This window comes from Kitasatospora sp. NBC_01246 (assembly GCF_036226505.1).
Lineage (GTDB): Bacteria > Actinomycetota > Actinomycetes > Streptomycetales > Streptomycetaceae > Kitasatospora.
In genome coordinates this window covers 1707943-1729451 of sequence record NZ_CP108484.1, presented here as the reverse complement: position 1 = coordinate 1729451, position 21509 = coordinate 1707943, and the positions used below count along the sequence as shown (strand labels likewise).

Here is a 21509-nt window from a genome sequence, read left to right as displayed (position 1 = left end):
GGCCCGCCCGGCCCGCCCCGCCACCCTCAGGCCCGCTCGCCCTCGCCCTCGGTGTCGAGGTGCGGGAGCACCCGGTCCAGGAAGCGGGGCGTCCACCAGGCGGCGGGGCCCAGCAGGGTCATCACGGCCGGGACCAGGAGCAGCCGGACCACGGTGGCGTCGATCAGCACGCTGACGGCCAGCCCGAGGCCCATCATCTTGATCACGATGTTGTCGCTCACGATGAAGGCGGCGAACACGCTGACCATGATCAGCGCCGCGCAGGTGATCACCCGGGCGGTGATCTCCAGGGCGTGGGCCACGCTGCCCCGGCTGTCCCCGGTGCTCAGCCAGGCCTCGTGCACCCGGGAGAGCAGGAAGATCTCGTAGTCCATGCTGAGGCCGAAGACGATGGCGAACATCATCATCGGGACGTAGCTCTCGATCGGGACCGTTCCGGCGACCCCCAGTGCGGGCCCGCCCCAGCCCCACTGGAAGACCGCCACCAGGACGCCGTAGGAGGCGGCGATGGAGATCAGGTTGAGCACGGCCGCCTTCACCGCGATCAGCAGGCCCCGGAAGACGGCCAGGATGATCAGGAAGGCCAGGCCGACCACCACCGCGATGATCGGCAGCAGCCGGGCGGCCACGATGTCGGCGAACTCCACCTGGGCGGCCGTCGTGCCGGTCACATAGGTCTTGGCGCCGCTCCCCGCCACGGCCTGCGGCAGGACGGTGCCGGAGAGGTGCCCGACCAACTGGGTGGTCTGCTCGTCCTGCGGCCGCTGGGCGGGGGTGACGGTGTCGAACAGCACGTCGCCGTCGGAGCTGGTCTGGAGCGGGGTGACGCCGGAGGTGTCGGGCGTGCCGGCCAGCGCCTGCTGCACGGAGCTCAGCAGCGCCGGCCGGGCGTCGGCCGCGACGGCGCTCTGGTCGACGACCACGGTGATCGGGCCGTTGGAGCCGGGGCCGAAGGCGTCGGACATCAGGTCGAAGGCGCGCCGGTCGGTGAAGGTGGTCGGGTCGGCCCCGTCGTCGATGTGGCCGAGCTGGATGGAGAAGAGCGGGATGGCGAGGACGCCGACGACGACCACCCCGGCGGCCAGGAACCACCACGGGCGGCGCTCCACCCGCTGGGCGTAGCGGTGCCACGTCCCGGTGATCTCCTCGCCGGGCGCGACGCCGGTCTCGGCGACCGGCGAATGCACCGTCCAGCGGTCCATCCGGCGGCCGATCAGGCCCATCAGGGCCGGGAGCAGGGTGAGTGCGGCGAGGACGGCGGAGATCACCGTCACCCCCGCGGCGGCGCCGAGCTTGGCGATGAAGTTGACCCGGGAGACGACCAGACCGGCCAGCGCGATCACCACGGTGCAGCCGGAGACCAGCACCGCCCGGCCGCTGGTCGCCACGGCGTGCCCGGCGGAGGCCACCGGGTCCTTGCCGTCCATCAGGCCCTGTCGGTGCCGGGTGAGCAGGAACAGCGCGTAGTCGATGCCGACGCCGATGCCGATCATGGTCGCCAGGGTGGGGGCGACCGTGGCGAAGGTGGTGGCGGCGGCCAGCAGGCCGAGCACCCCGAGGCCGACGACGGCCCCGATCAGGGCGGTGACCAGCGGCAGGCCGGCCGCGATCACGCTGCCGAAGCCGATCAGCAGAACGACGATCGCGACCCCGAAGCCGATCAGCTCGCTGACCCGGTCGTCGGCCACCGGGCGCGCCAGTTCGCCCAGCGGCCCGCCGTACTCGACCTCCACCCCGGCCGCCCGCAACGGGGCGACGGCGGTGTCGACGCCGTCGAGGTAGTCGTCGCCGAGGGTCGTGGGGTTCACGTCGAAGCGGACCGTGAGGTAGCCGGTGAGGCCGTCCGCGGCGAGCGGGCCGCCGGGCGGGGAGGGCTGGCCGGCAGGCGGCAGCGGACTCTGCGCGGACTGCACGTGCGGCAGCGCGCTCAGCGAGCCGACCACCTGGTCGATCTGGCTCTGGAACCCGGTCAGTGACTGGCTGTCGTGGAGCACCACCTGGGAGCTGGTGCCGCCGGCCGCCGGTTCGTGCGCCTGGAGGACGTTGCGGCCCTCCTGCGCCTGGGTGTCCGAGAGCGAGAAGTCGTCCGAGAACGTCCCGCCGACCGCCCGGTCGATCACCTGGACGCCGGCCAGGGTGACCAGCCAGAGCACGATCACCAGGACCGAGTGGCGCGCGCACCACTCGCCCAGTCGCCGCAGGGCGCCGCGCCGGGGCGGTTGCGGGGGGCGGGCCGGGCCGGGGATGCGGGCGGGGCCGCCGGAGGACGAGGGCATGAACGCTCCTGGGGCCGGGGGTGACGTTCCGTCACGCCTGGTCGGGCGGGACCACGGAGTCCCGATGCTAGGGAGCGGTGCCGGGCGATCCGGGGCGATCACCCGCTGACACGCCCCGGTGCCTCCGTTCGGCGGGTCCCGCCCGGGCCCGTCGGCCCGCCCCCGCGCCCGGCCGGACCCTCAGGCCGGGCGCAGCTCCAGCAGGACGATCCGCGCGCCCTCCGGCCGCCCGGTGAGGCGGGCGGCGAGGATCCGCGGGATGTCGCTCTCTTGCGAGTACCCGGGCACCACCGTGACCTCCGCCCGCCGGACCCCGGGCTCCCCGGCCACGGCGTACGACACGACGTACGTGGTCCGCTCGGACGGTGGGGGCGGGCGCGTCCCCGGCATGGCGCCACCTCCTCGGCTCCCGGCCATTGTCCGCCGGTCCGGCCCGGTCCGGCCCGCCGCGTCGGCCCGGACCGGGACCGTGTGGCCGATCGGGGTGAATCCGGGCACAGTGGAGATCTCCGGGAGGGGGACCGTCCGGGAAGGGGCGACACCCCATGCAGACCACCTGGAAGGGGACGATCAGCTTCGGGCTGGTCAGCATCCCCGTCCACCTGTACTCCGCGACCCAGGAGCACGACGTCCCGCTGCACCAGGTGCACGCGAAGGACGGCGGCCGGGTGCGGATGAAGCGGTACTGCGAGCAGGAGGGGAAGGAAGTCCCCTACGCGGAGATCGCCAAGGGCTACGAGTCACCCGACGGGCGGACCGTCACCCTCACCGACGAGGACCTCGCCGAGCTGCCGCTGCCCAGCAAGAAGGTCATCGACGTGCTGGCGTTCGTGGACGCGGCCGAGATCGACCCGCTGATGTTCTCCAAGGCCTACTACGTCGGTGTCGCCGACAAGGCCGCCGCCAAGCCGTACGCGCTGCTGCGCGACGCGCTCACCGAGTCCGGCCGGATCGCGGTCACCAAGATCGCGCTGCGGACCAGGGAGTCGCCGGCCGTGCTGCGGGTGCACGACGGGACGCTGGTGCTGCAGACCTGCATCTGGCCCGACGAGGTCCGCCCGGCGGCCGGGATCGCGCCCGACGAGCAGGTGACCGTGCGGCCGCAGGAGCTGAAGATGGCCCGCTCGCTGATGGACACGCTCTCCGAGGACTTCGACCTCTCCCAGCTCCACGACGACTACCAGCGGGCGCTGCAGCAGGTCATCGAGGCCCGGATCCAGGGCGTCGAAGTGCCGCACGAGGAGGAGTCCGGCGAGGCTCCGGACAACGTCATCGATCTGATGGCGGCGCTGCGCAGCAGTCTCAAGCAGGCCGAGGGCGCCCACCGCGGCCGCCGGGCCGGGCCGGGCGCCGAACCGGAGGCCGGCTTGGCGGTGGAGGAGCCGCCCCCGGTGGAGGCCCCGGCAGCCCGCAAGCGCGCGCCCGCCGGGAAGGCGACGGCCGGGAAGGCGGCGGCCAAGAAGGCGACTGCTCCCAGGACGGCCACCGGCCGGGCCACCGCGGACCGGGCCGCCACCAGGGCCGCGGCCGGCACCGCGAAGCCGGCCGCGGCCGCGAAGAAGACCACCAGCAGGAAGTCCGCAGCTCCCCGCAAGGTCTCGTGAGGCCTTGGTGAGCTGATCACCGGCAGTCCCCGACGTCCGGAGGCGATCCCAGATGGACCTACTGACCTACAAGGCGCTCGACACCGGCCCCGACGCGCCGCGGCACCCGAGCCTGGCGCACCGGGCCTGGCACGGCCTGCTCAGCCTCGGTCCGACGGCCGTGGTGCTGATGCTCGCGCTCTCGCTCGGCCTCGGCGCCGTCGGGTCCCAGGTGACCTCGCTGCCCTGGCTGATCGTCTTCAGCATCGTGTGGGGCGTCACCCTGATCGCGCTGTGCGGCATGGTCGCCCGCTGGATGACACCCGGCCAGGGCAGGCACCGGATGGCCGCGTGACCCCGGCCGGGGCGGGGCCCGGACGGCCCCGCCCCGGCCGCCGTCAGGCCACCCAGACGGTGGTGATGTTGCAGAACTCCCGGATCCCGTGGCCGCTCAGCTCGCGCCCGAAGCCCGAGCGCTTGACGCCGCCGAACGGCAGGGCCGGGTGCGAGGCGGTCATGCCGTTGAAGAACACCCCGCCGGCCTGGATGTCCCGGACGAAGCGCTCCTGCTCGGCCGGGTCGGTGGTCCAGACGTTGGAGCTGAGCCCGAAGGGCGTGTCGTTGGCCAGGGCCACCGCCTCGTCCAGGTCGGCGGCCTCGTAGACGGTGGCGACCGGGCCGAAGGTCTCCTCCAGGTGGATCCGCATCGCCGGGGTGATGCCGGTCAGCACCGTCGGCTCGTAGAACCAGCCGGCCTCCCGGCCCGCGGGGCGGCGGCCGCCGCACTCCACCGCGGCCCCGTGCGCCCGGGCGTCCTCGACCAGCTCCTCCAGGTCGTCCCGCCCCTGGCTGCTGGCCATCGGGCCGACCTCGGTCGCCTCCTCCATCGGATCGCCGACGGTCAGCGCCCGCATGGCCGCGGTGAACGCCTCGGTGAACGGCCGGTACACGGCGGTGTGCACGATGAAGCGCTTGGCGGCGATGCAGGACTGCCCGTTGTTCTGCACCCGGGCCCGGACGGCGGTGGCCACGGCGGCGTCCAGGTCGGCGCTCGGCAGGACCACGAACGGGTCGCTGCCGCCCAGCTCCAGCACGGCCTTCTTCACCTCGTCCGCGGCCGTCGCCGCCACCGCCCGCCCGGCGGGCTCGCTGCCGGTCAGTGTCACCGCGGCCACCCGGCGGTCGCGGATCACGCCCTCCACCGCGCTCGAGCCGATCAGCAGGGTCTGGAAGCAGCCCTCCGGGAACCCGGCCCGGCGGAACAGCTCCTCCAGGGCCACCGCGGTCCGGGGGACGTTGGACGCGTGCTTCAGCAGGCCGACGTTGCCCGCCATCAGGGCCGGTGCGGCGAACCGGATCACCTGCCAGAACGGGAAGTTCCACGGCATCACGGCCAGCACCGCCCCGATCGGGCGGTAGCGGACGTAGGCCCGGGCGGCGCCGGAGTCGGCGACGTCGGCCGGGGCGGGGTGCTCGTCGGCGAGCAGCCCCTCGGCGTTCTCGGCGTACCAGCGCATCGCCTTCGCGCACTTGGCGGCCTCGGCGCGGGCGGCCGCCAGCGGCTTGCCCATCTCCTCGGTCATCGTGCGGGCGACGGACTCCAGGTCCGCGTCCAGCAGGTCGGCGGCGCGGCGCAGCAGCTCGGCGCGGTACGCGAAGGAGGTGGTGCGGTAGGACTGGAACGCCGCCTCGGCGCGGGCCAGCCGCTGCTCGATGCCGGCGGCGTCCAGCGCTTCGAAGGTCTCCAGGGTCTCGCCGGTCGCGGGGTTGACGCTTGCGATGGCCATGCGGTGGGCTCCCAGGTGTCCGTGGGGGATTGCTCCGGAGTCGTTGCTCCACCCTGGCCGACACCCCGCCCCGAGCGCACCACCGCCGCCCGGCGTGTCCCGCCGGGCGCCGGCCGCCGCGGCCTCACTCCGGCAGCGACTCCACCCGCGCCGCGGCCTCCCGGGCGCGGGCGCCCGCCCTGGTCCGGCCGGCCGTGACCAGCCGGTTCGGGAACCGGTGCAGGTACTCCGCCTCCAGCTGCCCGGTCCGCAGGGTGTGCCGCTTCAGGGCCTCCTCCGACCCGTACAGGAAGGTCTCGTGCCTGGTCCGGTGCAGCTGCTCCAGCTCGTGCAGCAGGGTGTCGTTGCCCAGGGCGTGCGGGGAGATCCCCGAGGGCCTGGTGTGCGGAGCGTCGTCCGGGTGCCGCATGGTCCACTACCTCCTCGGCGCGAATCCCCCCGTACCCGGGTGCCCCCGACCGCGGCCGGTACACCGGCGTGCCGACGGGACTCCCGTACCGGCAGTGTCGTCGCCCCCGGGGGCTTTCGCGAGGCGTGCGGCCCGGCCGCCGCCCACGGGGGCCCGGCGAGGTGGTGATCGGGTGACCGGATCGTACGATGACTATCCTGACGTCCCTTCCTTTCCCTCCCAGAACTCGGAACGATCACCCATGTCGCTGCCCAAGGCCGAACTCCACCTGCACATCGAAGGCACCCTGGAGCCGGAACTCGCCTTCGCGCTCGCCGCGCGCAACGGCGTCACGCTCCCGTACGCCGACACCGAGGAGCTCCGCCGGGCCTACTCCTTCAGCGACCTGCAGTCCTTCCTGGACCTCTACTACGCGCTGATGACGGTGCTGCGCACCGAGGCGGACTTCGCCGACCTCGCCGACGCGTACCTGGCCCGGGCCGCCGGGCAGGGGGTGCGGCACGCCGAGATCTTCTTCGACCCGCAGGCGCACACCGCCCGCGGGGTGCCGCTGGACGTGGTGGTGGAGGGCCTCGGGCGGGCCCTGGACCGCAGCGAGGAGCGGTACGGCGTCAGCACCCGGCTGATCATGTGCTTCCTGCGGGACGAGACCGCCGAGTCCGCGCTGGAGACCTTCGAGGCCGCCCGGCCGCACTTCGGCCGGATCACCGGGATCGGGCTCGACTCGGCGGAGGTCGGGAACCCGCCGGCCAAGTTCCGCGAGGTCTACCGGCGCGCCGCCGAGGCCGGGCTGCACCGGGTCGCACACGCGGGGGAGGAGGGCCCGGCCTCGTACGTCACCGAGGCCCTGGACGTCCTCGGGGTCGAGCGGATCGACCACGGTCTGCGCTGCCTGGAGGACCCGGCGCTGGTCGACCGCCTGGTCCGCGAGCAGATCCCGCTCACCCTCTGCCCGCTCTCCAACGTGCGCCTGCGCTGCGTCGACACGCTGGCCGACCACCCGCTGCCCGCCATGCTCGCGGCCGGCCTGCTGGTGACCGTCAACTCCGACGACCCGGCGTACTTCGGCGGCTACGTCGACGACAACTACCGTGCGGTGGCCGGGGCCCTCGCGCTCGCGCCCGAGACGCTGCGCCTGCTCGCCGCCAACTCCTTCCGCGCCTCGTTCCTGGACGAGGACCGCCGGGCGGCGCTGCTGGCCGAGGTGGCGGCCTACGCGTTCGAGCCGGCCGGCGTCTGAGCCCCGACGCCGGGGGCATCGAATCCGGAGGTACCGGCTCCGGGCCGCGACGGGCCCGGAGCCGGTGGGAGGCTCAGACCAGCGTGCGCCAGTAGTACCAGAACCGGTCGAGGACCAGCAGCACGATCACCGCGTACCAGAGCGCCGGCACCACCCAGTGGTAGCGGGCGGCCTCCCGCACCACCGGGCGCAGGGCGCGCGGGGTCGGGATCACGCCGGTGCGCAGATTGTGCAGGGTGGTGTACCAGAACAGCGGGATCATGGTGGCCCAGACCACCATGCAGTACGGGCAGAGCGCGCCGATCCGGTACAGCGCCTGGTACATCAGCCAGGTCACGAAACCGATCCCGAACACCGTCCCGGCCTGGAGGCCGAGCCAGAACCAGCGCCGGTACGTCGCCCCGGCCAGCAGGCCGGCGCCGATCGCGATCACCACGGCGAAGCCGACCAGGCCCAGCAGCGAGTTGGGGAAGCCGAAGGCCTCGGCCTGGTCGCTGCGCATGATCGAGCCGCAGCTGATGATCGGGTTGATGTTGCAGTTGGGGACGTACGACGGGTCCTCCAGCAGCCGGATCTTGTCCAGTGTGAGGACGGCCGAGGCGAAGATCCCGATCGCGCCGCCGATCAGCAGCAGGAGCGCGAACGGCCGGCTCGCGCCGTGGCCGCGCGCGGGTGCGGCGACCGTACCGGCGGCCGTCACCCGGTCACCTGCTTGACCATCGCGGTGAAGCGCTCGGGAGTGACGGGCGCGCCGTTCGTGAAGACGTCGAGCTTGGTACCGTCCAGCTTCACCGTGGGGGTGCCGGTGACCCCGCTCCTGTCGAAGGCCTTGTTCACCTGACTGGCCCACGGGGCGTAGGTGCCGTCCTGGACGGCCTTCACGAAGGCGTCCGTCTTCAGACCCGGGACCTGCTCGGCGAGGTCCAGCAGCCGGTTCACGTCGGCGAAGCCGTCGTTGCGCTCGTCGGGCTGGTTGGCGTACAGCACGTCGTGGAACTGCTTGAACTTGTCCACGCCCTCGTTGAGCGCCGCCCCGGCGGCGGCCAGCGCGGTGCGCGAGCCCTTGCCGCCCAGGCCCTGGTCCAGGAACGTCGCCAGGTGGTACTCGATCTTGTAGGTGCCGTCGTCGGCGAGCTGCTGGACGGTCTTGCCATTGGTGGTCTCCAGCTGCTCGCAGTACGGGCAGCGGAAGTCCTCGTAGATCTCCAGGGTGTGCGGGGCGTCGGCCTTGCCGTAGGTGATCACGGTGCCGTCGGCGCCGCCCGCGTTGGCGGGGACGACCAGCGGCCCGGCGGCGGCGGTGTCGGCCGGGCCGGAGGAGCCGCCGACGGCGAAGGCCACACCGGCGGCCAGCGCCAGCACGGCGGCGGAGGCGGCGCCGACGATCGTCCGGCGGCGGATCCTCGCCGCCCGCTCGGTGCGCTCGCGCTCCTCGCGCATCCGCTCGGTGGCGGCGCGCCGGGCCTCGCTCCTGGCGGTCCGGGTGTTCGTCGTCCTGGCGTTGATCGGCTGGGGCTTCTTGCTCATGGCGGGTGTCGTCCTGTGCTCTCGGTCGGTGACGGGCGGGCGCGCACGGGCGCGCGGCGAGAACGACCGGCCGGGAAACGCTCGGGAGAGTGCTCTCAGCAGGCCGGGACGGGCACCGGAGGCCCACGACGGACGGCGGGGCTGAGCAGCACGTCCTCGACGGGGACGCGCACGCGGCTGGCGCGCGGGAACGGCATCCGCACCAGCGGCCGGGCCGGGACGGGCGCCGCGAGCAGCAGCAGCCAGTGGCCGGCGGCGGTCGGGAAGCGCCGGGCGAAGTCGCCCAGCACCCGGGCGGAGGCGGCGAACGCGCTCAGCGCGGCGTCGGCGCGGCGCAGCCAGAAGGCGGCGGCCAGGGCGATCGCGCCGTGCAGTGCCAGCAGCACCAGCAGGCCGGCGGACCGGGAGACACCGTGGCCCAGCAGGACCCCGCCGAGCGAGCCGCCGCCGCACAGCAGCGGCTCGAAGCCGCGCGCGGAGCCGGGCGGGAGCGAGGGGCAGGTGCTCTGGGCGAAGTCGAACAGCGCGCTCAGACCCAGCTCCAGCGGCAGGAAGACCGCCGCGATCGCCGGGAAGCCGCGCTCGGATCCGGCCAGGGCGAACGCCACCGCGAAGACGGCGCCGCCGGCCACGGCCAGCGTGCCGAGCGGCAGCGGGCGTCCGGTGACCAGCACCTGGCCGAGCCCGGCGAGCAGCACGACCAGCGCGGCGAAGATCGCCGCGCGAAGCGTCCTGGTGGCCGGGCCGGTACTCATGGCATCCGAGTCTGCCACAGGTTGAACGGTGGACGACCTGGCCGACGGACTCCTGTGAAGATCCTCACCACCAGCTCTGAGCTGGGCTTATTCGATCCTTATCGAGGGCTCTCGGCAGCCGGCCCGGGGCGGGCGGCGGCCGTCCGGGCCTCGACGATCTCCCGGAACAGCTCCAGGTCGGCACGGACCACCCGCTCGATCGCGCCGGCCTGGGCGAAGCCGCGTGGCCCGCCGAACACCTGCTGCACCGTCTCCGGGTCGTACTCGACGCGGATCTGCAGCCGGGTGTGGCTCCGGTCCAGCGGGAGCAGCGCGAACGCGCCGTGCAGCCGCGGGCCGTTCAGCGTCCGCCAGGCCATCACCCGGCCCCGGCCCCGGTCGGTGATCTCGGTCTCGACGTCGCGCTCGGTCCCGCCGATCTCCACCCCGAGGTGCGCGAGGCTGGTGCCGTGCGGGTAGGCACTGCGCACCCCGCCCACGAACCGCGGGTAGTCGTGGACCCGGTGCAGCTGCTCCCAGGCCGCCAGCACCGGGGCATCGATGTCGATCTGCTCTTCGAGCGTGCTCATGAGGGGGCCGGACCTTTCCCGGGCTCGGGCGCTGCGGTGGTGCGGGGCACCTCCAGCCTGCGCCCACCGGCCGCTGCGGGGCAACGAGAGCGGCGGTAACCGGACAACCGGACGACCGGGACGACCGGACGACCGGGAGGCGACCGGCGGGCGGGGGCCGGAGGTCTGCGCGAGACTGGGCGCATGCCGGAGCTGCCCGAGGTCGAGGCCCTCAGCGCCTTCCTGTCCGAGCGGTTGACCGGGCGGGTGATCGCCCGGGTGCAGCCGGTGGCCATCAGCGCCCTGAAGACCTACGACCCGCCGGTGACGGCGCTGGAGGGGCGGACGGTCGGCCCCGTCACCCGGCACGGGAAGTTCCTCGACATCGAGGCCGGCGGCCTGCACCTGGTCGTCCACCTGGCCCGGGCCGGCTGGCTCCGGTGGAAGGACAGCCTGCCGGCCGAGCCCCCGCGCCCGGGCGGGAAGAACCCGCTGGCCCTGCGGGTGCGGCTGGAGGGGCCCGACGGGGACGGCTTCGACCTCACCGAGGCGGGCACCAAGAAGGGGCTCGCGGTGTACGTGGTGACGGACCCGGCCGCCGTCCCCGGTGTCGCCCGGCTCGGCCCGGACCCGCTGGACCCGGGCTTCACCCTGGCGGACTTCACCGCCCTGCTGAGCGGCGAGCGCCGCCGGCTGAAGGGCGTGCTGCGGGACCAGGGCGTGCTGGCCGGGGTCGGCAACGCCTACTCGGACGAGGTGCTGCACGCGGCCCGGATGTCGCCGTACAAGCTGGCGTCGAGCCTGACGGAGGACGAGCGGGCCCGGCTGTTCGAGGCGCTCGGCGCCACCCTGCGCGACGCGGTGGAGCGCTCCCGCGGGCTGGCGGCGGGGGACCTCAAGGCGGAGAAGAAGCTCGGCCTGCGGGTGCACGGCCGGACCGGGCAGCCGTGCCCGGTCTGCGGGGACACCGTGCGCGAGGTGTCGTTCGCCGATTCCTCGCTGCAGTACTGCCCCACCTGCCAGACCGGCGGCAAGCCGCTCGCGGACCGGCGGCTGTCGAGGCTGCTGAAATAGCGGGCCCCCGGGGCCGGTCCGCCCCGGGGGGTGCCGACGGGCGCGCCTACGGCTTCCGGGCGACGCCGCCCCAGTAGTAGGCGGCGGTCGGGTCGGCCGGCGGCTCGCCGTCCGGGCGCCAGCCCATCACCGGGGCGACCCCGGGCTCGATCAGCTCCCAGCCGTCGAAGAACGCGGCGACCTCGTCACGGGTGCGCGGGACGAGGGTCATCCCGCCGGCCCGGGCCGCCTCCGCGACCTTGGCGACGCTCGCCGGGTCGAAGTCCTGGGTGGGGTGGGTGAGCGCCAGACAGCTCCCGCTGGGCAGCGCGTCGCGCAGCGCGGCGACCTTGGCCCACGGGTCGTCCTCGTCGGCGACCAGCATCAGGACGGCGATCATCAGCAGGCCGACCGGCTGGTCGAGGTCCAGCGTGGAGGTGAGCGCCGGGTCGCCGAGCAGTTCGGCGGGCTTGCCCAGGTCGGCGTGGATGTAGGTGGTGCGGCTGGCGGGCGTGGAGACCATCAGTGCCCGGGCGTGGGCGAGCACGATCGGGTCGTTGTCGACATAGACCACCCGGGTGCCGGGGCTGACCGCCTCGGCGATCTCGTGGGTGTTGGGCGAGGTGGGGATGCCGGTGCCGAGGTCGAGGAATTGCCGGATGCCCTGCTCCCGGGCCAGGTAGCGGACGGCGCGGCCCTGGAACGCCCGGTTCTCCTTGGCCATCGCCTTCACGCTGGGGACGGCCTGCTCGATGGCCTGTCCCATGGCGCGGTCCGGAGGAAAGTTGGTCTTCCCGCCCAGCCAGTAGTCGTACACGCGTGCGGAGTGCGGAGCGCTGGTGTCGACGCCGAAACGCTGCCACTCGCTCAGCTCGACGGCGTCGTCCTGGGCCTGGTCGGAGAAGTCCTGACTTGTCGTCATGGCCACGTCCTCTGAAGACAGATCATCACACTGGGGAGGTCAGCGTAGCGGTCCGGTCGGGGCGGTGGTCACCCGGTCCGCCGGGGTGCGGTGGGGCTGGGCCGTCGGAGTGATGCTGGGGGCCGTCGGAGTTGCCGGTGGGAGGCGTGACGGTTCGCGGGGGAAGCATCGATCATGCTGTCTGATCGTCAGATTACTTCGCGTAGATTGCTACTGGTCGCGGCCGGGATGTCGCTGCTCGGGGTCGCCGGTTGCCGGGGGTCGGAGGGGCTGGACGGCGCGGCCGCCGCCGCGCCGGGTGCCGAGGCCGCCGGTGCGGCCTCGGACGGGCCCGCCGCCGTGCCCGCCGCCGCCGCGACGGCTTCGGCCGCCTCGGCCCCGCCCTCCGCGGCTCCCTCGCCCGCCCCCTCCGCCTCTGCCTCCGCGGCCGGCCCCGCCTCGGCGCCCGCCGCCCCCGCCTCCTCCGCACCCGCCGCCTCGGTCGCGCCGGTCGCCGCGCCCCGGGTGCTGACGGCCGCCGAGAGCAAGCCGGTGTACGAACTCGACGCCGAACGCCGGGTGGTGGCCCTCACCATCGACGACGGCCCGGACCCGCGCCACACCCCGACCGTGCTGGCCCTGCTGGAGCAGTACCGGATCAGGGCCACCTTCTTCCTGATCGGCGAGAACGCCGTCGAGCACCCCGGGCTGGTCCGGGAGATCGCGGCGCGCGGCCACCACATCGCCAACCACACCTGGACCCACCCGGATCTGCGGAGCCTCTCGGAGGGCAAGGTGCGCGACGAACTGGAGCGCACCTCCGACCTGCTGAACCGGACCACCGGGAAGCCGCCGACCTGGTTCCGCGCGCCCGGCGGGGACTGGTCCACGGCCGCGCTCAAGGTCAGCGCCTCGCTCGGGATGCGGTCGATGGGGTGGTCGGTGGATCCGCGCGACTGGGCCAGGCCGGGCACCTCGGTGATCACCGAGCGGATCCTGAAGGACGTCCGGCCGGGCGCGATCGTGCTGAACCACGACGGCGGCGGCGACCGTTCGCAGACGGTGGCCGCGCTGAAGGCGTACCTGCCGGTGCTGATCGACTCCGGGTACTACTTCACCGCACCGCCGGGGTGAGGACGCATGTGCGGGGGAGTGGTGCCAGGTAGCGGCATTTCCGTCTAAACCACTCGAAAGAGTGGATTGGAAGAACCGTTTCTGCGCTTTTTGGGCTTCTAGGGTGTTCTCGCATCAGTTTCCCCGGTACCCGTGTGTACCGCCCTGAAAGGCCCCTCCCCCATGCGTCTCCGCAACGCCACGCTCGCCGCCGCCAGCGCCATCGCCCTCGTCCTCGCGGTACCCGCCTCCGCCGGTGCGGCCACCGGTGACTTCCTCTACAAGGTCGGCCGCGGGGCGGAGACCGGTCTGGCCGACCCGGTGAGCGGCGAGTGCGTCGACCTCCCGGGCGCCACCACCGACGTTCCGGCCTTCGCGCCCGAGAACCACACCCGCTCGACGGCCACGGTCTACCTCGACTTCGACTGCGCGGGCGACGTCTTCTTCGTGATGCTCCCGGGCAAGAAGTACAGCAACCGGCTCCACCTGCGGTCCGTCGTCTTCTCCTGAGCCGGCCGACCCCGGTGGGCGCGGGGCGGCCCGGTCGTCATCGCCGGGCCGCCCGCGCCGATCCGTGGGGCCGCCGCCGATCGGCCCCGGCCGGGCGGGCGGCGTAGCGTGACTGGGGGAGGGGTTCGCGTCGGCTCCGACGGCGGAGGAGGAATGATGTCCGCTTCGGCACTCGATCCGGTCCGGCAAGAGGAGTTCGCGGGGCGCACCCTGCACCTGCTGAACGACGCCTGCCTGGGATTCATGGCCAGCATCGGCCATCAGACCGAGCTCTTCGACACCATGGCCGGGCTCGCCCCCTCGACCAGTGAGGAGATCGCCCGCGCCGGCGGGCTGAACGAGCGCTACGTCCGGGAGTGGCTGGGCGCCATGGTGGTCGGCGGGATCGTCGACTACGACCCGAAGCGGTCCACCTACGCGCTGCCGCCCGAGCACGCGGCCTCCCTGACCAGGGCGGCCGGCCCGGACAACATGGCCGGGCTGATGCAGTACCTGGCGCTGATGGGCGAGGTCGAGCAGCAGGTGGTGGAGGCCTTCCGGAAGGGCGGCGGGGTGCCCTACTCGGCGTACCCGCGGTTCCAGGCCCTGCAGGGCGAGGAGTCGCGGCGGGTGTACGACGTGGCCCTGGTGGAGGCCATCCTCCCGCTCGTGCCGGGGCTGACCGAGCGGCTGCGGGCCGGGATCGACACCCTCGACATCGGCACCGGGCAGGGGCACGCCGTCAACCTGATCGCCCGGGCCTTCCCCGAGAGCCGCTGCACCGGGGTCGACATCTCGGAGGCCGGCATCGAAGCGGCGCGGGCCGAGGCCGCCGAGCTGGGCCTGGCCAACGCCCGCTTCGAGGTCGCCGACTCCGCCGCGCTCTCCGGCTCCTACGACCTGGTCACCGCCTTCGACGTGATCCACGACCTGGCCCGCCCGGCCCGGACGCTGGCCGCCGTCGCCGGTGCGCTGCGGCCGGACGGCGTCTTCCTGATGGGCGACATCGCCGCCAGCAGCCGGCTGGAGGAGAACATCGACCACCCGCTCGCCCCGGCGCTGTACGCGCTGTCGACCTTCTACTGCATGACGGTCTCGCTCGGTGAGGGCGGTGCGGGGCTGGGCACGGTCTGGGGCGAGCAGACGGCCCGCCGGATGCTCGCCGAGGCCGGGTTCGGCGCGATGGAGACGAAGCGGGTCGAGGGCGACGTGCTCAACCTGTACTACGTGGTGCGGCCGGCCGGGGCCGAGGGATAGCGGGCCGCGGCGGGCGGGGGTGGCCGGGCTCTGTGGTCGGACGTAGGTTCGAAGAGTCCGAGTGAAGGAGGGCAGCGATGACCGGCAACGGCTACGCACACCCCGAGGCGCTGGTCCCCACCGAGTGGCTCGCCCGGCACCTCGACGACGGCACCGTCCGCATCGTCGAGGTGGACGAGGACACCACGGCGTACGGGCAGGGGCACATCCCCGGAGCGGTCGGCTGGAACTGGACCACCGACCTGCACAGCCGGGTGGGCCGCGACTACGCCGACCGCGAGGGCGTGCAGCAGCTGCTGCGCGCGGCCGACGTGGAGGACGACACCACCGTGGTGCTGTACGGCGGCAACAACAACTGGTTCGCCGCCTACGCCTACTGGCTGCTGCGGCTGCGCGGCTTCGGACCGGTGCGGCTGCTCGACGGCGGACGCAAGAAGTGGGAGCTGGAGGAGCGGGAGCTCAGCCAGGAGGTGATGGACTACCAGCACAGCGCCCTCCGGCTGAGCGGGCCCGAACACCCCGAGGTGCGGGCGCTGCGCGACGAGGTGCTGGCCACGGCCGAGGTGTTCGCCAAGCCCGGCACCGACGCCGTCCTGGTCGACGTCCGCTCGCCGGCCGAGTACCGGGGCGAGGCACTGGCCCCGCCGCACCTGCCGCGGGAGCAGGCGCAGGTGCCCGGGCACATCCCCGGCGCGGTGAACATCCCCTGGTCGCAGGCGGCCAACGACGACGGCACCTTCCGGTCCGCCGAGGAGCTGCGCGCGCTGTACGGCGGGCAGGGGGTCTCCCGGGACCGCGAGGTGATCGCGTACTGCCGGATCGGGGAGCGCTCGGCGCACACCTGGTTCGCGCTCACCGAGCTGCTCGGGTACCCGGACGTCAAGAACTACGACGGCTCGTGGACGGAGTACGGCTCGCTGGTGCGGGCGCCGGTGGCGCTGGGGGCGTGAGGCCGGGTCGGGTCCGGGTCGCGAGCGGTCGGGGGTGACGGGCGCGCGGCGGCGCCATGTCGGCTCATTTCTTCTCATGAACATTTCATCCCGGAGGAGTGGGCCGGGGCCCGCCGGGACAGGGATCGATCCGACCCACTGTCCCAGTGACCCCGGAGACCGCCTTGCGCAAGAGAATGCTCGTCCCCGCCGCCGCCGGCGCGCTCGCCCTGCTGCTGACCGTCCCCGCCTCCGCCGCCCAGGGCGGCCCGGGCGCCGCGGGCATCGGCGACACCTACTACCCCAACGCCGGCAACGGCGGGTACAACGTCTCGCACTACGACATCCGACTCAAATACCAGCCCGTGACCGACGAACTGGAAGGCACCACCACCATCCTCGCCACCACGACCCAGGACCTCACCCGGTTCAACCTGGACTTCGTGCTCGGCGTCAAGGAGATCCTGGTCAACGGCCGCCCGGCCACGTTCGCCGCCACCGGCGAGTCGGAGCTGGAGATCACCCCGGCCCGGCCGCTCGCCAAGGGCAGCCCGGTGACCGTGGTGGTCCGCTACGCGGACAAGCCCGGCGAGGTGAAGCGCGACGGCTTCTCCGCCTGGCTGCGCACCCCCGACGGCGGCGTCGCGGCCAACGAGCCGGAGAGCGCGCCCTGGTGGTTCCCGAGCAACGACCACCCCACCGACAAGGCCACCTTCGACGTCTCCGTCCTGGTGCCCGACGGCACCCAGGCGATCAGCAACGGCCTGCTGACCGGCCAGAGCTCCAAGGCCGGCTGGACGCGCTACAACTGGCGCGAGGCCAAGCCGCAGGCGACCTATCTGGCCACCCTGGCGATCGGCAAGTTCGACATCAGGACCGACACCACGCCCGGTGGGCTGCCGGTCACCACCGCCTACAGCAAGGACCTCGGCGACAACGACGGCGCGGCGCGGGCCAGCGTCGAGCGGACCGGCGAGGTGGTGGACTGGCTGAGCGGCTACTTCGGCGCGTACCCGTTCGACTCGGTCGGCGGCTACGTCCCCAACGTGAGGACCGGCTACGCCCTGGAGACCCAGACCCAGGTGTTCTACAGCCCCGCCCAGTTCTCGCGCGGCGCCAACACCGCCGTCGTCGTGCACGAGCTGGCCCACCAGTGGTACGGCGACAGCGTCTCCGTCCAGCGCTGGAGCGACATCTGGCTCAACGAGGGCTTCGCCCGCTACGCGCAGTGGCTCTGGTCCGAGCACGAGAACGAGGGCACCGCACAGGAGCTCGCCGACTACGTCTACTCCTTCTACCCGGCCGGCGACGCCTTCTGGACGGTCAGGCCGGGCGACCCGGGGCCGGACCACCAGTTCGCCGGAGCCGTCTACGACCGGGGCGCGGTGGCCATCCAGGCGCTGCGCAACGCCGTCGGTGACGAGAAGTTCTTCAAGATCCTGAAGGGGTGGCCGACCGAGCGCCGCTACGGCAACGCCACCATCCCGCAGTTCCAGGCCTTCGCCGAGCGGATCTCCGGCAAGCCGCTCGGGGAGCTCTTCAACACCTGGCTGTTCACCGACTCGAAGCCGGCCCTCTCCTCGGCGGGCGTCCCGGCGGCGTCGGCGCCCGGCGCGGCCGGCGCGCCGGCCCTGGCGCCGACGGCCAAGGCGCAGCTGCCGGAGCCGAAGTCGTGGAAGAAGATCCAGGAGACCAACTCGGTCCACGAGCAGCGGCACTGACGCACCGGTCCGGCCGACCGGTGGAGCGGTCGGCCGGGCTCCGTGCGGGGCGGCGGCGCGGGTGGTCAGGAGGCGGGCACGGCCAGGGCCGGGGCCAGCGCCCGGGCCTCGCTGAGGATCAGGGCCTCGACGCCGTAGAGGAACCGCTCCATCGCGGGGCGGGGGAGCACCGAGCTGTCCGCCGTCATCGCGAGCTGGAGCGCGTCCGGGGTCTGGAGCGCGTCCAGGGCGTAGGAGAGGCCGGGGCGCGGCGGGAACTCGACCGGCCAGGTGAGGGTGGTGCCGGCGTCGGCCGCCCCTGCTCCGGCTCGGGGGTCGTGGTCGGACCCGGGCTCGGAGTCGGGCCCGGGGTCGGGATCGGACTCGGTGTCGGGCGCGGCGAGCATCGACGGGAGCAGGTCGCGGGTGTCGTTGAAGACGCAGGAGCGGTCGGCGAGCGGGCCGTGTTCGGCGGTCAGCCGGGCGATCTCCTCGTCCAGCAGGCGCTTGTTGTAGTAGGCGTGCCGGTAGGTGGCGATCGAGGCGGCATGGGTGCGGCGGACGGCGTCACCGAACTCGCCGTCCGCGTCCGGCAGATGGAACAGGCCATCGCCGGCCACCGGGCTCACCGCGGAGGCCAGCCCGGGCAGGAACCGGTTGTTGACGATCACCTGGAGCACCGCGTCCGGAGAGCCGGAGAGCCGCGCGGTCATCACCGCCACCGCGGCGAGCAGCACCGAGGAAGTGCTCGCCCGGTGGCCGGCCGCGACCGTGTCGACCGCCCGGAGCAGCGCCGGGGAGCTGAGCACGGCGTTCGGGAAGGGCTCCGGCGCGTGGGTCGCGGCGGGCGGGAAGAGCCGCGGCGGCCCCAGCCGTAGCTTGCGCACCACATGGGCGCGGGCGTTCACATCGCGCCGCAGACCGCGCGCGGAGGTCTGGAACTCCGCCTCTTCGAGCGGTTGCTGGGCGCCGCGGAGGGTGCTGATGGCTTCCACCGAGGCGCCCTGAGCCAGCTCGCTGAGGTCCAGCACCAGCAGGCCCATGCCCGCGCCGTCCAGGGCCGTGTGGGAGAGGACGAGCGCCATGTGCCGGACCAGCCCGGCCGTCTCGACCAGGCCGACGCGTATCGGCCACTGCGCGGTGCAGTCGAAGGGCAGCGCCGCCAACTCCTCGTGCAGGGCGGCGCCGACCGCGGCGAGGTCGGCCGCGTCGCCGTCGCACCGGCGGGTGTGCACGGTCAGCCGGCCGGCCGGGTCGACGATCTGCCGCAGTCGCCCCCGGTCGTCCTCGACGAGCCGGGTGCGCAGCGAGTCGTGCAGCTGGAGCAGGCCCTCCAGGGCGCCCAGCACGACCGCCACCGGCAGGCCCGGGTCCAGCGGGGCGGAGGCCGTGATGTTGTAGCGCGGCGCGTCGGCCGGAGCCAGCCGGCCCACGGCGTCCCAGATGGCCTGCTGGCCCCAGGTGGCCGGTCCCGTGCCGGATCTGCCGGACGAGAAGTCGATCTCCAGTTGCTGACTCGTGGTCACCGTGTGCTCTCCGATGTGCGGTGGTGGAAGCGGCGCGGTGCGGCTGCGTCGCCTCCTCGGCATGGGGCGGTCGGTGCGGTGGGAGCGCGTGTGTTGCCAAGGGAAGAGTGTGGCGCACCGCCATGGTCACGTCGAGCCTCGGATTTCGGCCGGGGGCGCCGCCCGGTGCGGTGCGGTCAGACGCGGGTGGCGGTGACGAGGTGGTAGTCGAGCAGGCCGCTCTGCCAGGCGGCGAGGAAGTTGCGGGCCCAGTGGCCGGGCGGCACGGTGTCCTTCAGGTAGCGGTCCAGACCGGGCCAGACGGCGGTGCCGATCGACTCGGCGGTGACCTCGGTGAAGCCGGCGGCGGTGAGGTCGTCGGTGAAGGCGGCGAGCGGGTGGGCGACGTCCAGGCCCTCGGCGAAGCTGCCGAGCAGGATGCTCAGCCGCTCGGCGACCTCCGGGCCGGAGCTGAAGAAGGTCGTCACGGCCAGCCGGCCGCCGGGGCGCAGCACCCGGGCCGACTCGCGGGCGAAGCCGGTCAGTTCACGGAAGTGCTGGGCCGCCTCCACGGAGTAGAGGCCGTCCAGGGCGGCGTCCGGGAAGGGCAGGTCGTCCGCCGCGCCCAGGCTGTAGGCGAGACGGTCCGGGAACGTCGCCAGCGCGCGGGCGTTGACCGCGCGGGCGCGTTCGACCTGGTCCGGGTGGATGTCCACGCCCGTCACCGCGGCGAACCGGAACTCGCAGAGCGCGAGCGCCGCGCCGAGGCCCCGGCCGCAGCCCACCTCGGCCAGCCGCAGCCGCTCGGTGGGGGCCGGGAACGAGCGCAGCACCCGGCGGTACAGCTCCTCCTGGCTGCGGATGCGGTCCTCCGGGGTGGGCGCGTCGGTGTCGATGCCGCTCCAGTCGCCGAAGTTGATGAATCCGCCCGCGAAGCTGGGGGCCTGACTCAGGTCGTCGACGCCGTACGTCCGTCGGACGGTCGCGGGAATGCGGTTCTGGTCCATCGCTGCTCGGCTTCCTCGTGAGGCGGGCGCCCGGACCTCGGGCGCGCCGAGGTACGTACCCAAACCGGTCGGCGTCCGAACGCGGACCGTGACGAATGAGGCCTGGGAGGTACGGCGAGTGACGGCGTGTTGACGGGGCGGGCCCACCGTGCGGGGCGGACGGAAATATCGGGTGGACAGCGGGGCCGGGATGGGCCTGGGATGGAAGCGGTGCCCGGCCGGGGTGCCCGCACCCACCCGACCGGGAGACCGAGATGACTGAGACGACCGAGACGACCACGACGACCACGACCACCGGGACGACCGACGCACGGGTCGCTCCGCCGCTGACCGGGGGCGAGCGCGAGATGCTGCGCGCGTTCCTGGACTACCACCGGGCGACCCTGGCGATGAAGTGCGAGGGGCTGACCGAGGAGCAGTTGAAGCAGCTGTCGAGCCCGCCGTCCACGCTGAGCCTGCTCGGGCTGGTGCGGCACATGGCCGAGGTGGAGCGGACGTGGTTCCGCCGGGTGATCGGCCGGGAGGACGTCCCGCTCGTCTGGTCCCCGGAGGGCGACTTCCAGGTGGCGTACGACGCGGCCGCCGCCGACCGCGGCGAGGCCTTCGCGGCCTGGACGGCGGAGGTCGAGCACGCCCGGCGGATCGAGCGGGAGGCGGAGTCGCTGGACGTCACGGGCTACATGCCGAAGTGGGGCGCGGACGTGTCGCTGCGGCTGGTGATGCTGCACCTGATCCACGAGTACGCCCGGCACAACGGGCACGCCGACTTCCTGCGCGAGGCGATCGACGGAACGGTCGGCGCGTAGCGGCGCTCCCGCCGGGGCGCGCGGAACGACCCGGGCGGGTGACGGGGTGTGTACGGATCACTGCCGCCCGGGCCGGGTGGTCGACGGTCGGTCCGCCACGGCGCCGGGGGCGGGCGAGGTGGTCCCGGCGCAGGTCGCGGACGTAGTTGAACGCTGCACGGGGTGGCAGCCGTTCTCGTTCACATGACGGTGATGATGACCGAGCGAGGCGCTGGCATGCTTGCTGGCATGGTGGAGATGGCGGACGAGCCGGAGATCCGGGAGCTGATCGCCTCCTGGTTGGCCGCGGAGCCCCGGGAGGAGGCGCCGACGGGCGAAGCGGGGTGCGGCCACGGACTACCGGCGCCGCCGGCCGGCGGCGCGGAGGTCGCGGCGGCGGCCCGGCGGCTCGCCCTGCGCGGACTGGACGGCTCACGGCTGCTGCCGGTGCCGGACGGGCTGCGCCTGGTCGCCGAGGCGCTGGTGGTCGACGAGCACCCGTCCGCGCCCGGGTGGGCGCCGCTGGAGCGGGCCGAGGTGGTGGAGTGGGTCGCGATGCTGCTGCACCGGTTCGGCGAGGACGGCGTGCAGGAGCTGATCGCCGAGCTGGCCGGGGACGCCGGGCCGTCCTAGACCCGGGCCGTC

General features: G+C 73.6%; 22 protein-coding genes. 11 read left to right on the top strand and 11 right to left on the bottom strand.

The genetic code is table 11. The features are described 5' to 3' along the window. Positions 1-26: 26 nt before the first annotated feature. Positions 27-2276 carry an MMPL family transporter gene (locus tag OG618_RS07420; RefSeq protein ID WP_329486473.1) on the bottom strand — a complete coding sequence of 750 codons (2250 nt, stop codon included), beginning with the start codon at positions 2274-2276 and terminating at the stop codon, positions 27-29. 180 nt (positions 2277-2456) lie between these two features. Then, positions 2457-2666, bottom strand: a complete 210-nt coding sequence (locus OG618_RS07415) for a hypothetical protein (RefSeq protein WP_329486472.1) — start codon at positions 2664-2666, stop codon at positions 2457-2459. Between the two features lie 155 nt (positions 2667-2821). Between OG618_RS07415 and ku the strand changes: the two genes are divergently transcribed. Both ku and OG618_RS07405 read left to right on the top strand, forming a co-directional pair. Next, entirely contained in the window at positions 2822-3880 is a 1059-nt protein-coding gene (gene ku, locus OG618_RS07410) for a non-homologous end joining protein Ku (RefSeq protein ID WP_329486471.1), read from the top strand. A 52-nt stretch (positions 3881-3932) separates the two neighbouring features. Continuing rightward, positions 3933-4214 (top strand): hypothetical protein, encoded by a 282-nt coding sequence (locus tag OG618_RS07405; RefSeq protein WP_329486470.1) that lies wholly within the window; start codon positions 3933-3935, stop codon positions 4212-4214. A 43-nt stretch (positions 4215-4257) separates the two neighbouring features. Here the strand turns inward: OG618_RS07405 and OG618_RS07400 are convergent, their stop codons facing one another. Further along, positions 4258-5646, bottom strand: coding sequence for an NADP-dependent succinic semialdehyde dehydrogenase (locus OG618_RS07400; RefSeq protein ID WP_329486468.1), 1389 nt, complete (start codon positions 5644-5646; stop codon positions 4258-4260). Positions 5647-5770: 124 nt separating this feature from the next. Continuing rightward, entirely contained in the window at positions 5771-6055 is a 285-nt protein-coding gene (locus OG618_RS07395) for a DUF6158 family protein (RefSeq protein WP_329486466.1), read from the bottom strand. Positions 6056-6296: 241 nt separating this feature from the next. Here OG618_RS07395 and OG618_RS07390 point away from each other — a divergent pair, with 241 nt between their 5' ends. After that, the gene (locus OG618_RS07390) at positions 6297-7295 is read left to right on the top strand and encodes an adenosine deaminase (RefSeq protein WP_329486463.1); all 999 of its coding nucleotides are present in this window, start codon (positions 6297-6299) and stop codon (positions 7293-7295) included. Between the two features lie 73 nt (positions 7296-7368). Here the strand turns inward: OG618_RS07390 and OG618_RS07385 are convergent, their stop codons facing one another. The 4 genes from OG618_RS07385 to OG618_RS07370 all read right to left on the bottom strand — a co-directional run bounded on the left by OG618_RS07385 (position 7369) and on the right by OG618_RS07370 (position 10146). Next, positions 7369-7995 carry a vitamin K epoxide reductase family protein gene (locus OG618_RS07385; RefSeq protein WP_329486462.1) on the bottom strand — a complete coding sequence of 209 codons (627 nt, stop codon included), beginning with the start codon at positions 7993-7995 and terminating at the stop codon, positions 7369-7371. Beyond that, complete coding sequence (locus OG618_RS07380) at positions 7992-8822, bottom strand: DsbA family protein (protein ID WP_329486461.1); 831 nt, start codon at positions 8820-8822, stop codon at positions 7992-7994. The genes OG618_RS07385 and OG618_RS07380 overlap by 4 nt, the downstream gene beginning before the upstream one ends. A 95-nt stretch (positions 8823-8917) precedes the next feature. After that, positions 8918-9577 carry a hypothetical protein gene (locus OG618_RS07375; protein WP_329486458.1) on the bottom strand — a complete coding sequence of 220 codons (660 nt, stop codon included), beginning with the start codon at positions 9575-9577 and terminating at the stop codon, positions 8918-8920. Positions 9578-9675: 98 nt separating this feature from the next. Further along, a complete protein-coding gene (locus tag OG618_RS07370; protein WP_329486456.1) occupies positions 9676-10146 on the bottom strand; it encodes an SRPBCC family protein in 471 nt (156 codons plus the stop codon). 183 nt (positions 10147-10329) lie between these two features. On the opposite strand from OG618_RS07370, the gene OG618_RS07365 reads away from it, so the two are divergent. Next, on the top strand, positions 10330-11199 hold the full coding sequence (locus tag OG618_RS07365; RefSeq protein WP_329486455.1) for an Fpg/Nei family DNA glycosylase: 870 nt from the start codon (positions 10330-10332) through the stop codon (positions 11197-11199). Positions 11200-11245: 46 nt separating this feature from the next. Here OG618_RS07365 and OG618_RS07360 read toward each other — a convergent pair whose 3' ends face one another. Next, positions 11246-12100, bottom strand: a complete 855-nt coding sequence (locus OG618_RS07360) for an SAM-dependent methyltransferase (protein WP_329486454.1) — start codon at positions 12098-12100, stop codon at positions 11246-11248. 174 nt (positions 12101-12274) lie between these two features. Here OG618_RS07360 and OG618_RS07355 point away from each other — a divergent pair, with 174 nt between their 5' ends. From OG618_RS07355 to OG618_RS07335, 5 genes are all read left to right on the top strand, one after another. Further along, complete coding sequence (locus OG618_RS07355) at positions 12275-13213, top strand: polysaccharide deacetylase family protein (protein ID WP_329486452.1); 939 nt, start codon at positions 12275-12277, stop codon at positions 13211-13213. A gap of 162 nt (positions 13214-13375) precedes the next feature. Then, a complete protein-coding gene (locus OG618_RS07350) occupies positions 13376-13702 on the top strand; it encodes a hypothetical protein (RefSeq protein WP_329486451.1) in 327 nt (108 codons plus the stop codon). Positions 13703-13858: 156 nt separating this feature from the next. Continuing rightward, on the top strand, positions 13859-14938 hold the full coding sequence (locus OG618_RS07345; protein WP_329486450.1) for a class I SAM-dependent methyltransferase: 1080 nt from the start codon (positions 13859-13861) through the stop codon (positions 14936-14938). Between the two features lie 77 nt (positions 14939-15015). Next, positions 15016-15888, top strand: a complete 873-nt coding sequence (locus OG618_RS07340; protein ID WP_329486448.1) for a sulfurtransferase — start codon at positions 15016-15018, stop codon at positions 15886-15888. Between the two features lie 176 nt (positions 15889-16064). Further along, complete coding sequence (locus OG618_RS07335; protein ID WP_442906935.1) at positions 16065-17588, top strand: M1 family metallopeptidase; 1524 nt, start codon at positions 16065-16067, stop codon at positions 17586-17588. A gap of 65 nt (positions 17589-17653) precedes the next feature. Here the strand turns inward: OG618_RS07335 and OG618_RS07330 are convergent, their stop codons facing one another. Both OG618_RS07330 and OG618_RS07325 read right to left on the bottom strand, forming a co-directional pair. Further along, entirely contained in the window at positions 17654-19093 is a 1440-nt protein-coding gene (locus OG618_RS07330) for a condensation domain-containing protein (RefSeq protein ID WP_329486445.1), read from the bottom strand. A 176-nt stretch (positions 19094-19269) separates the two neighbouring features. Next, entirely contained in the window at positions 19270-20079 is an 810-nt protein-coding gene (locus OG618_RS07325) for a class I SAM-dependent methyltransferase (RefSeq protein WP_329486443.1), read from the bottom strand. Positions 20080-20333: 254 nt separating this feature from the next. Between OG618_RS07325 and OG618_RS07320 the strand changes: the two genes are divergently transcribed. Both OG618_RS07320 and OG618_RS07315 read left to right on the top strand, forming a co-directional pair. Continuing rightward, positions 20334-20885 carry a DinB family protein gene (locus OG618_RS07320; protein WP_442906767.1) on the top strand — a complete coding sequence of 184 codons (552 nt, stop codon included), beginning with the start codon at positions 20334-20336 and terminating at the stop codon, positions 20883-20885. Between the two features lie 228 nt (positions 20886-21113). Next, entirely contained in the window at positions 21114-21497 is a 384-nt protein-coding gene (locus OG618_RS07315; protein WP_329486442.1) for a hypothetical protein, read from the top strand. Positions 21498-21509: the final 12 nt, after the last annotated feature.

What these genes read in the sequence shown, in the direction of transcription:
- OG618_RS07420 (WP_329486473.1), bottom strand. Translation starts at nt 2,276, where the DNA reads ATGCCCTCGTCCTCCGGCGGCCCCGCCCGCATCCCCGGCCCGGCCCGC.
- OG618_RS07415 (WP_329486472.1), bottom strand. Translation starts at nt 2,666, where the DNA reads ATGCCGGGGACGCGCCCGCCCCCACCGTCCGAGCGGACCACGTACGTC.
- ku (WP_329486471.1), top strand. Translation starts at nt 2,822, where the DNA reads ATGCAGACCACCTGGAAGGGGACGATCAGCTTCGGGCTGGTCAGCATC.
- OG618_RS07405 (WP_329486470.1), top strand. Translation starts at nt 3,933, where the DNA reads ATGGACCTACTGACCTACAAGGCGCTCGACACCGGCCCCGACGCGCCG.
- OG618_RS07400 (WP_329486468.1), bottom strand. Translation starts at nt 5,646, where the DNA reads ATGGCCATCGCAAGCGTCAACCCCGCGACCGGCGAGACCCTGGAGACC.
- OG618_RS07395 (WP_329486466.1), bottom strand. Translation starts at nt 6,055, where the DNA reads ATGCGGCACCCGGACGACGCTCCGCACACCAGGCCCTCGGGGATCTCC.
- OG618_RS07390 (WP_329486463.1), top strand. Translation starts at nt 6,297, where the DNA reads ATGTCGCTGCCCAAGGCCGAACTCCACCTGCACATCGAAGGCACCCTG.
- OG618_RS07380 (WP_329486461.1), bottom strand. Translation starts at nt 8,822, where the DNA reads ATGAGCAAGAAGCCCCAGCCGATCAACGCCAGGACGACGAACACCCGG.
- OG618_RS07375 (WP_329486458.1), bottom strand. Translation starts at nt 9,577, where the DNA reads ATGAGTACCGGCCCGGCCACCAGGACGCTTCGCGCGGCGATCTTCGCC.
- OG618_RS07370 (WP_329486456.1), bottom strand. Translation starts at nt 10,146, where the DNA reads ATGAGCACGCTCGAAGAGCAGATCGACATCGATGCCCCGGTGCTGGCG.
- OG618_RS07365 (WP_329486455.1), top strand. Translation starts at nt 10,330, where the DNA reads ATGCCGGAGCTGCCCGAGGTCGAGGCCCTCAGCGCCTTCCTGTCCGAG.
- OG618_RS07360 (WP_329486454.1), bottom strand. Translation starts at nt 12,100, where the DNA reads ATGACGACAAGTCAGGACTTCTCCGACCAGGCCCAGGACGACGCCGTC.
- OG618_RS07355 (WP_329486452.1), top strand. Translation starts at nt 12,275, where the DNA reads ATGCTGTCTGATCGTCAGATTACTTCGCGTAGATTGCTACTGGTCGCG.
- OG618_RS07350 (WP_329486451.1), top strand. Translation starts at nt 13,376, where the DNA reads ATGCGTCTCCGCAACGCCACGCTCGCCGCCGCCAGCGCCATCGCCCTC.
- OG618_RS07345 (WP_329486450.1), top strand. Translation starts at nt 13,859, where the DNA reads ATGTCCGCTTCGGCACTCGATCCGGTCCGGCAAGAGGAGTTCGCGGGG.
- OG618_RS07340 (WP_329486448.1), top strand. Translation starts at nt 15,016, where the DNA reads ATGACCGGCAACGGCTACGCACACCCCGAGGCGCTGGTCCCCACCGAG.
- OG618_RS07335 (WP_442906935.1), top strand. Translation starts at nt 16,065, where the DNA reads ATGCTCGTCCCCGCCGCCGCCGGCGCGCTCGCCCTGCTGCTGACCGTC.
- OG618_RS07325 (WP_329486443.1), bottom strand. Translation starts at nt 20,079, where the DNA reads ATGGACCAGAACCGCATTCCCGCGACCGTCCGACGGACGTACGGCGTC.
- OG618_RS07320 (WP_442906767.1), top strand. Translation starts at nt 20,334, where the DNA reads ATGACTGAGACGACCGAGACGACCACGACGACCACGACCACCGGGACG.
- OG618_RS07315 (WP_329486442.1), top strand. Translation starts at nt 21,114, where the DNA reads ATGGTGGAGATGGCGGACGAGCCGGAGATCCGGGAGCTGATCGCCTCC.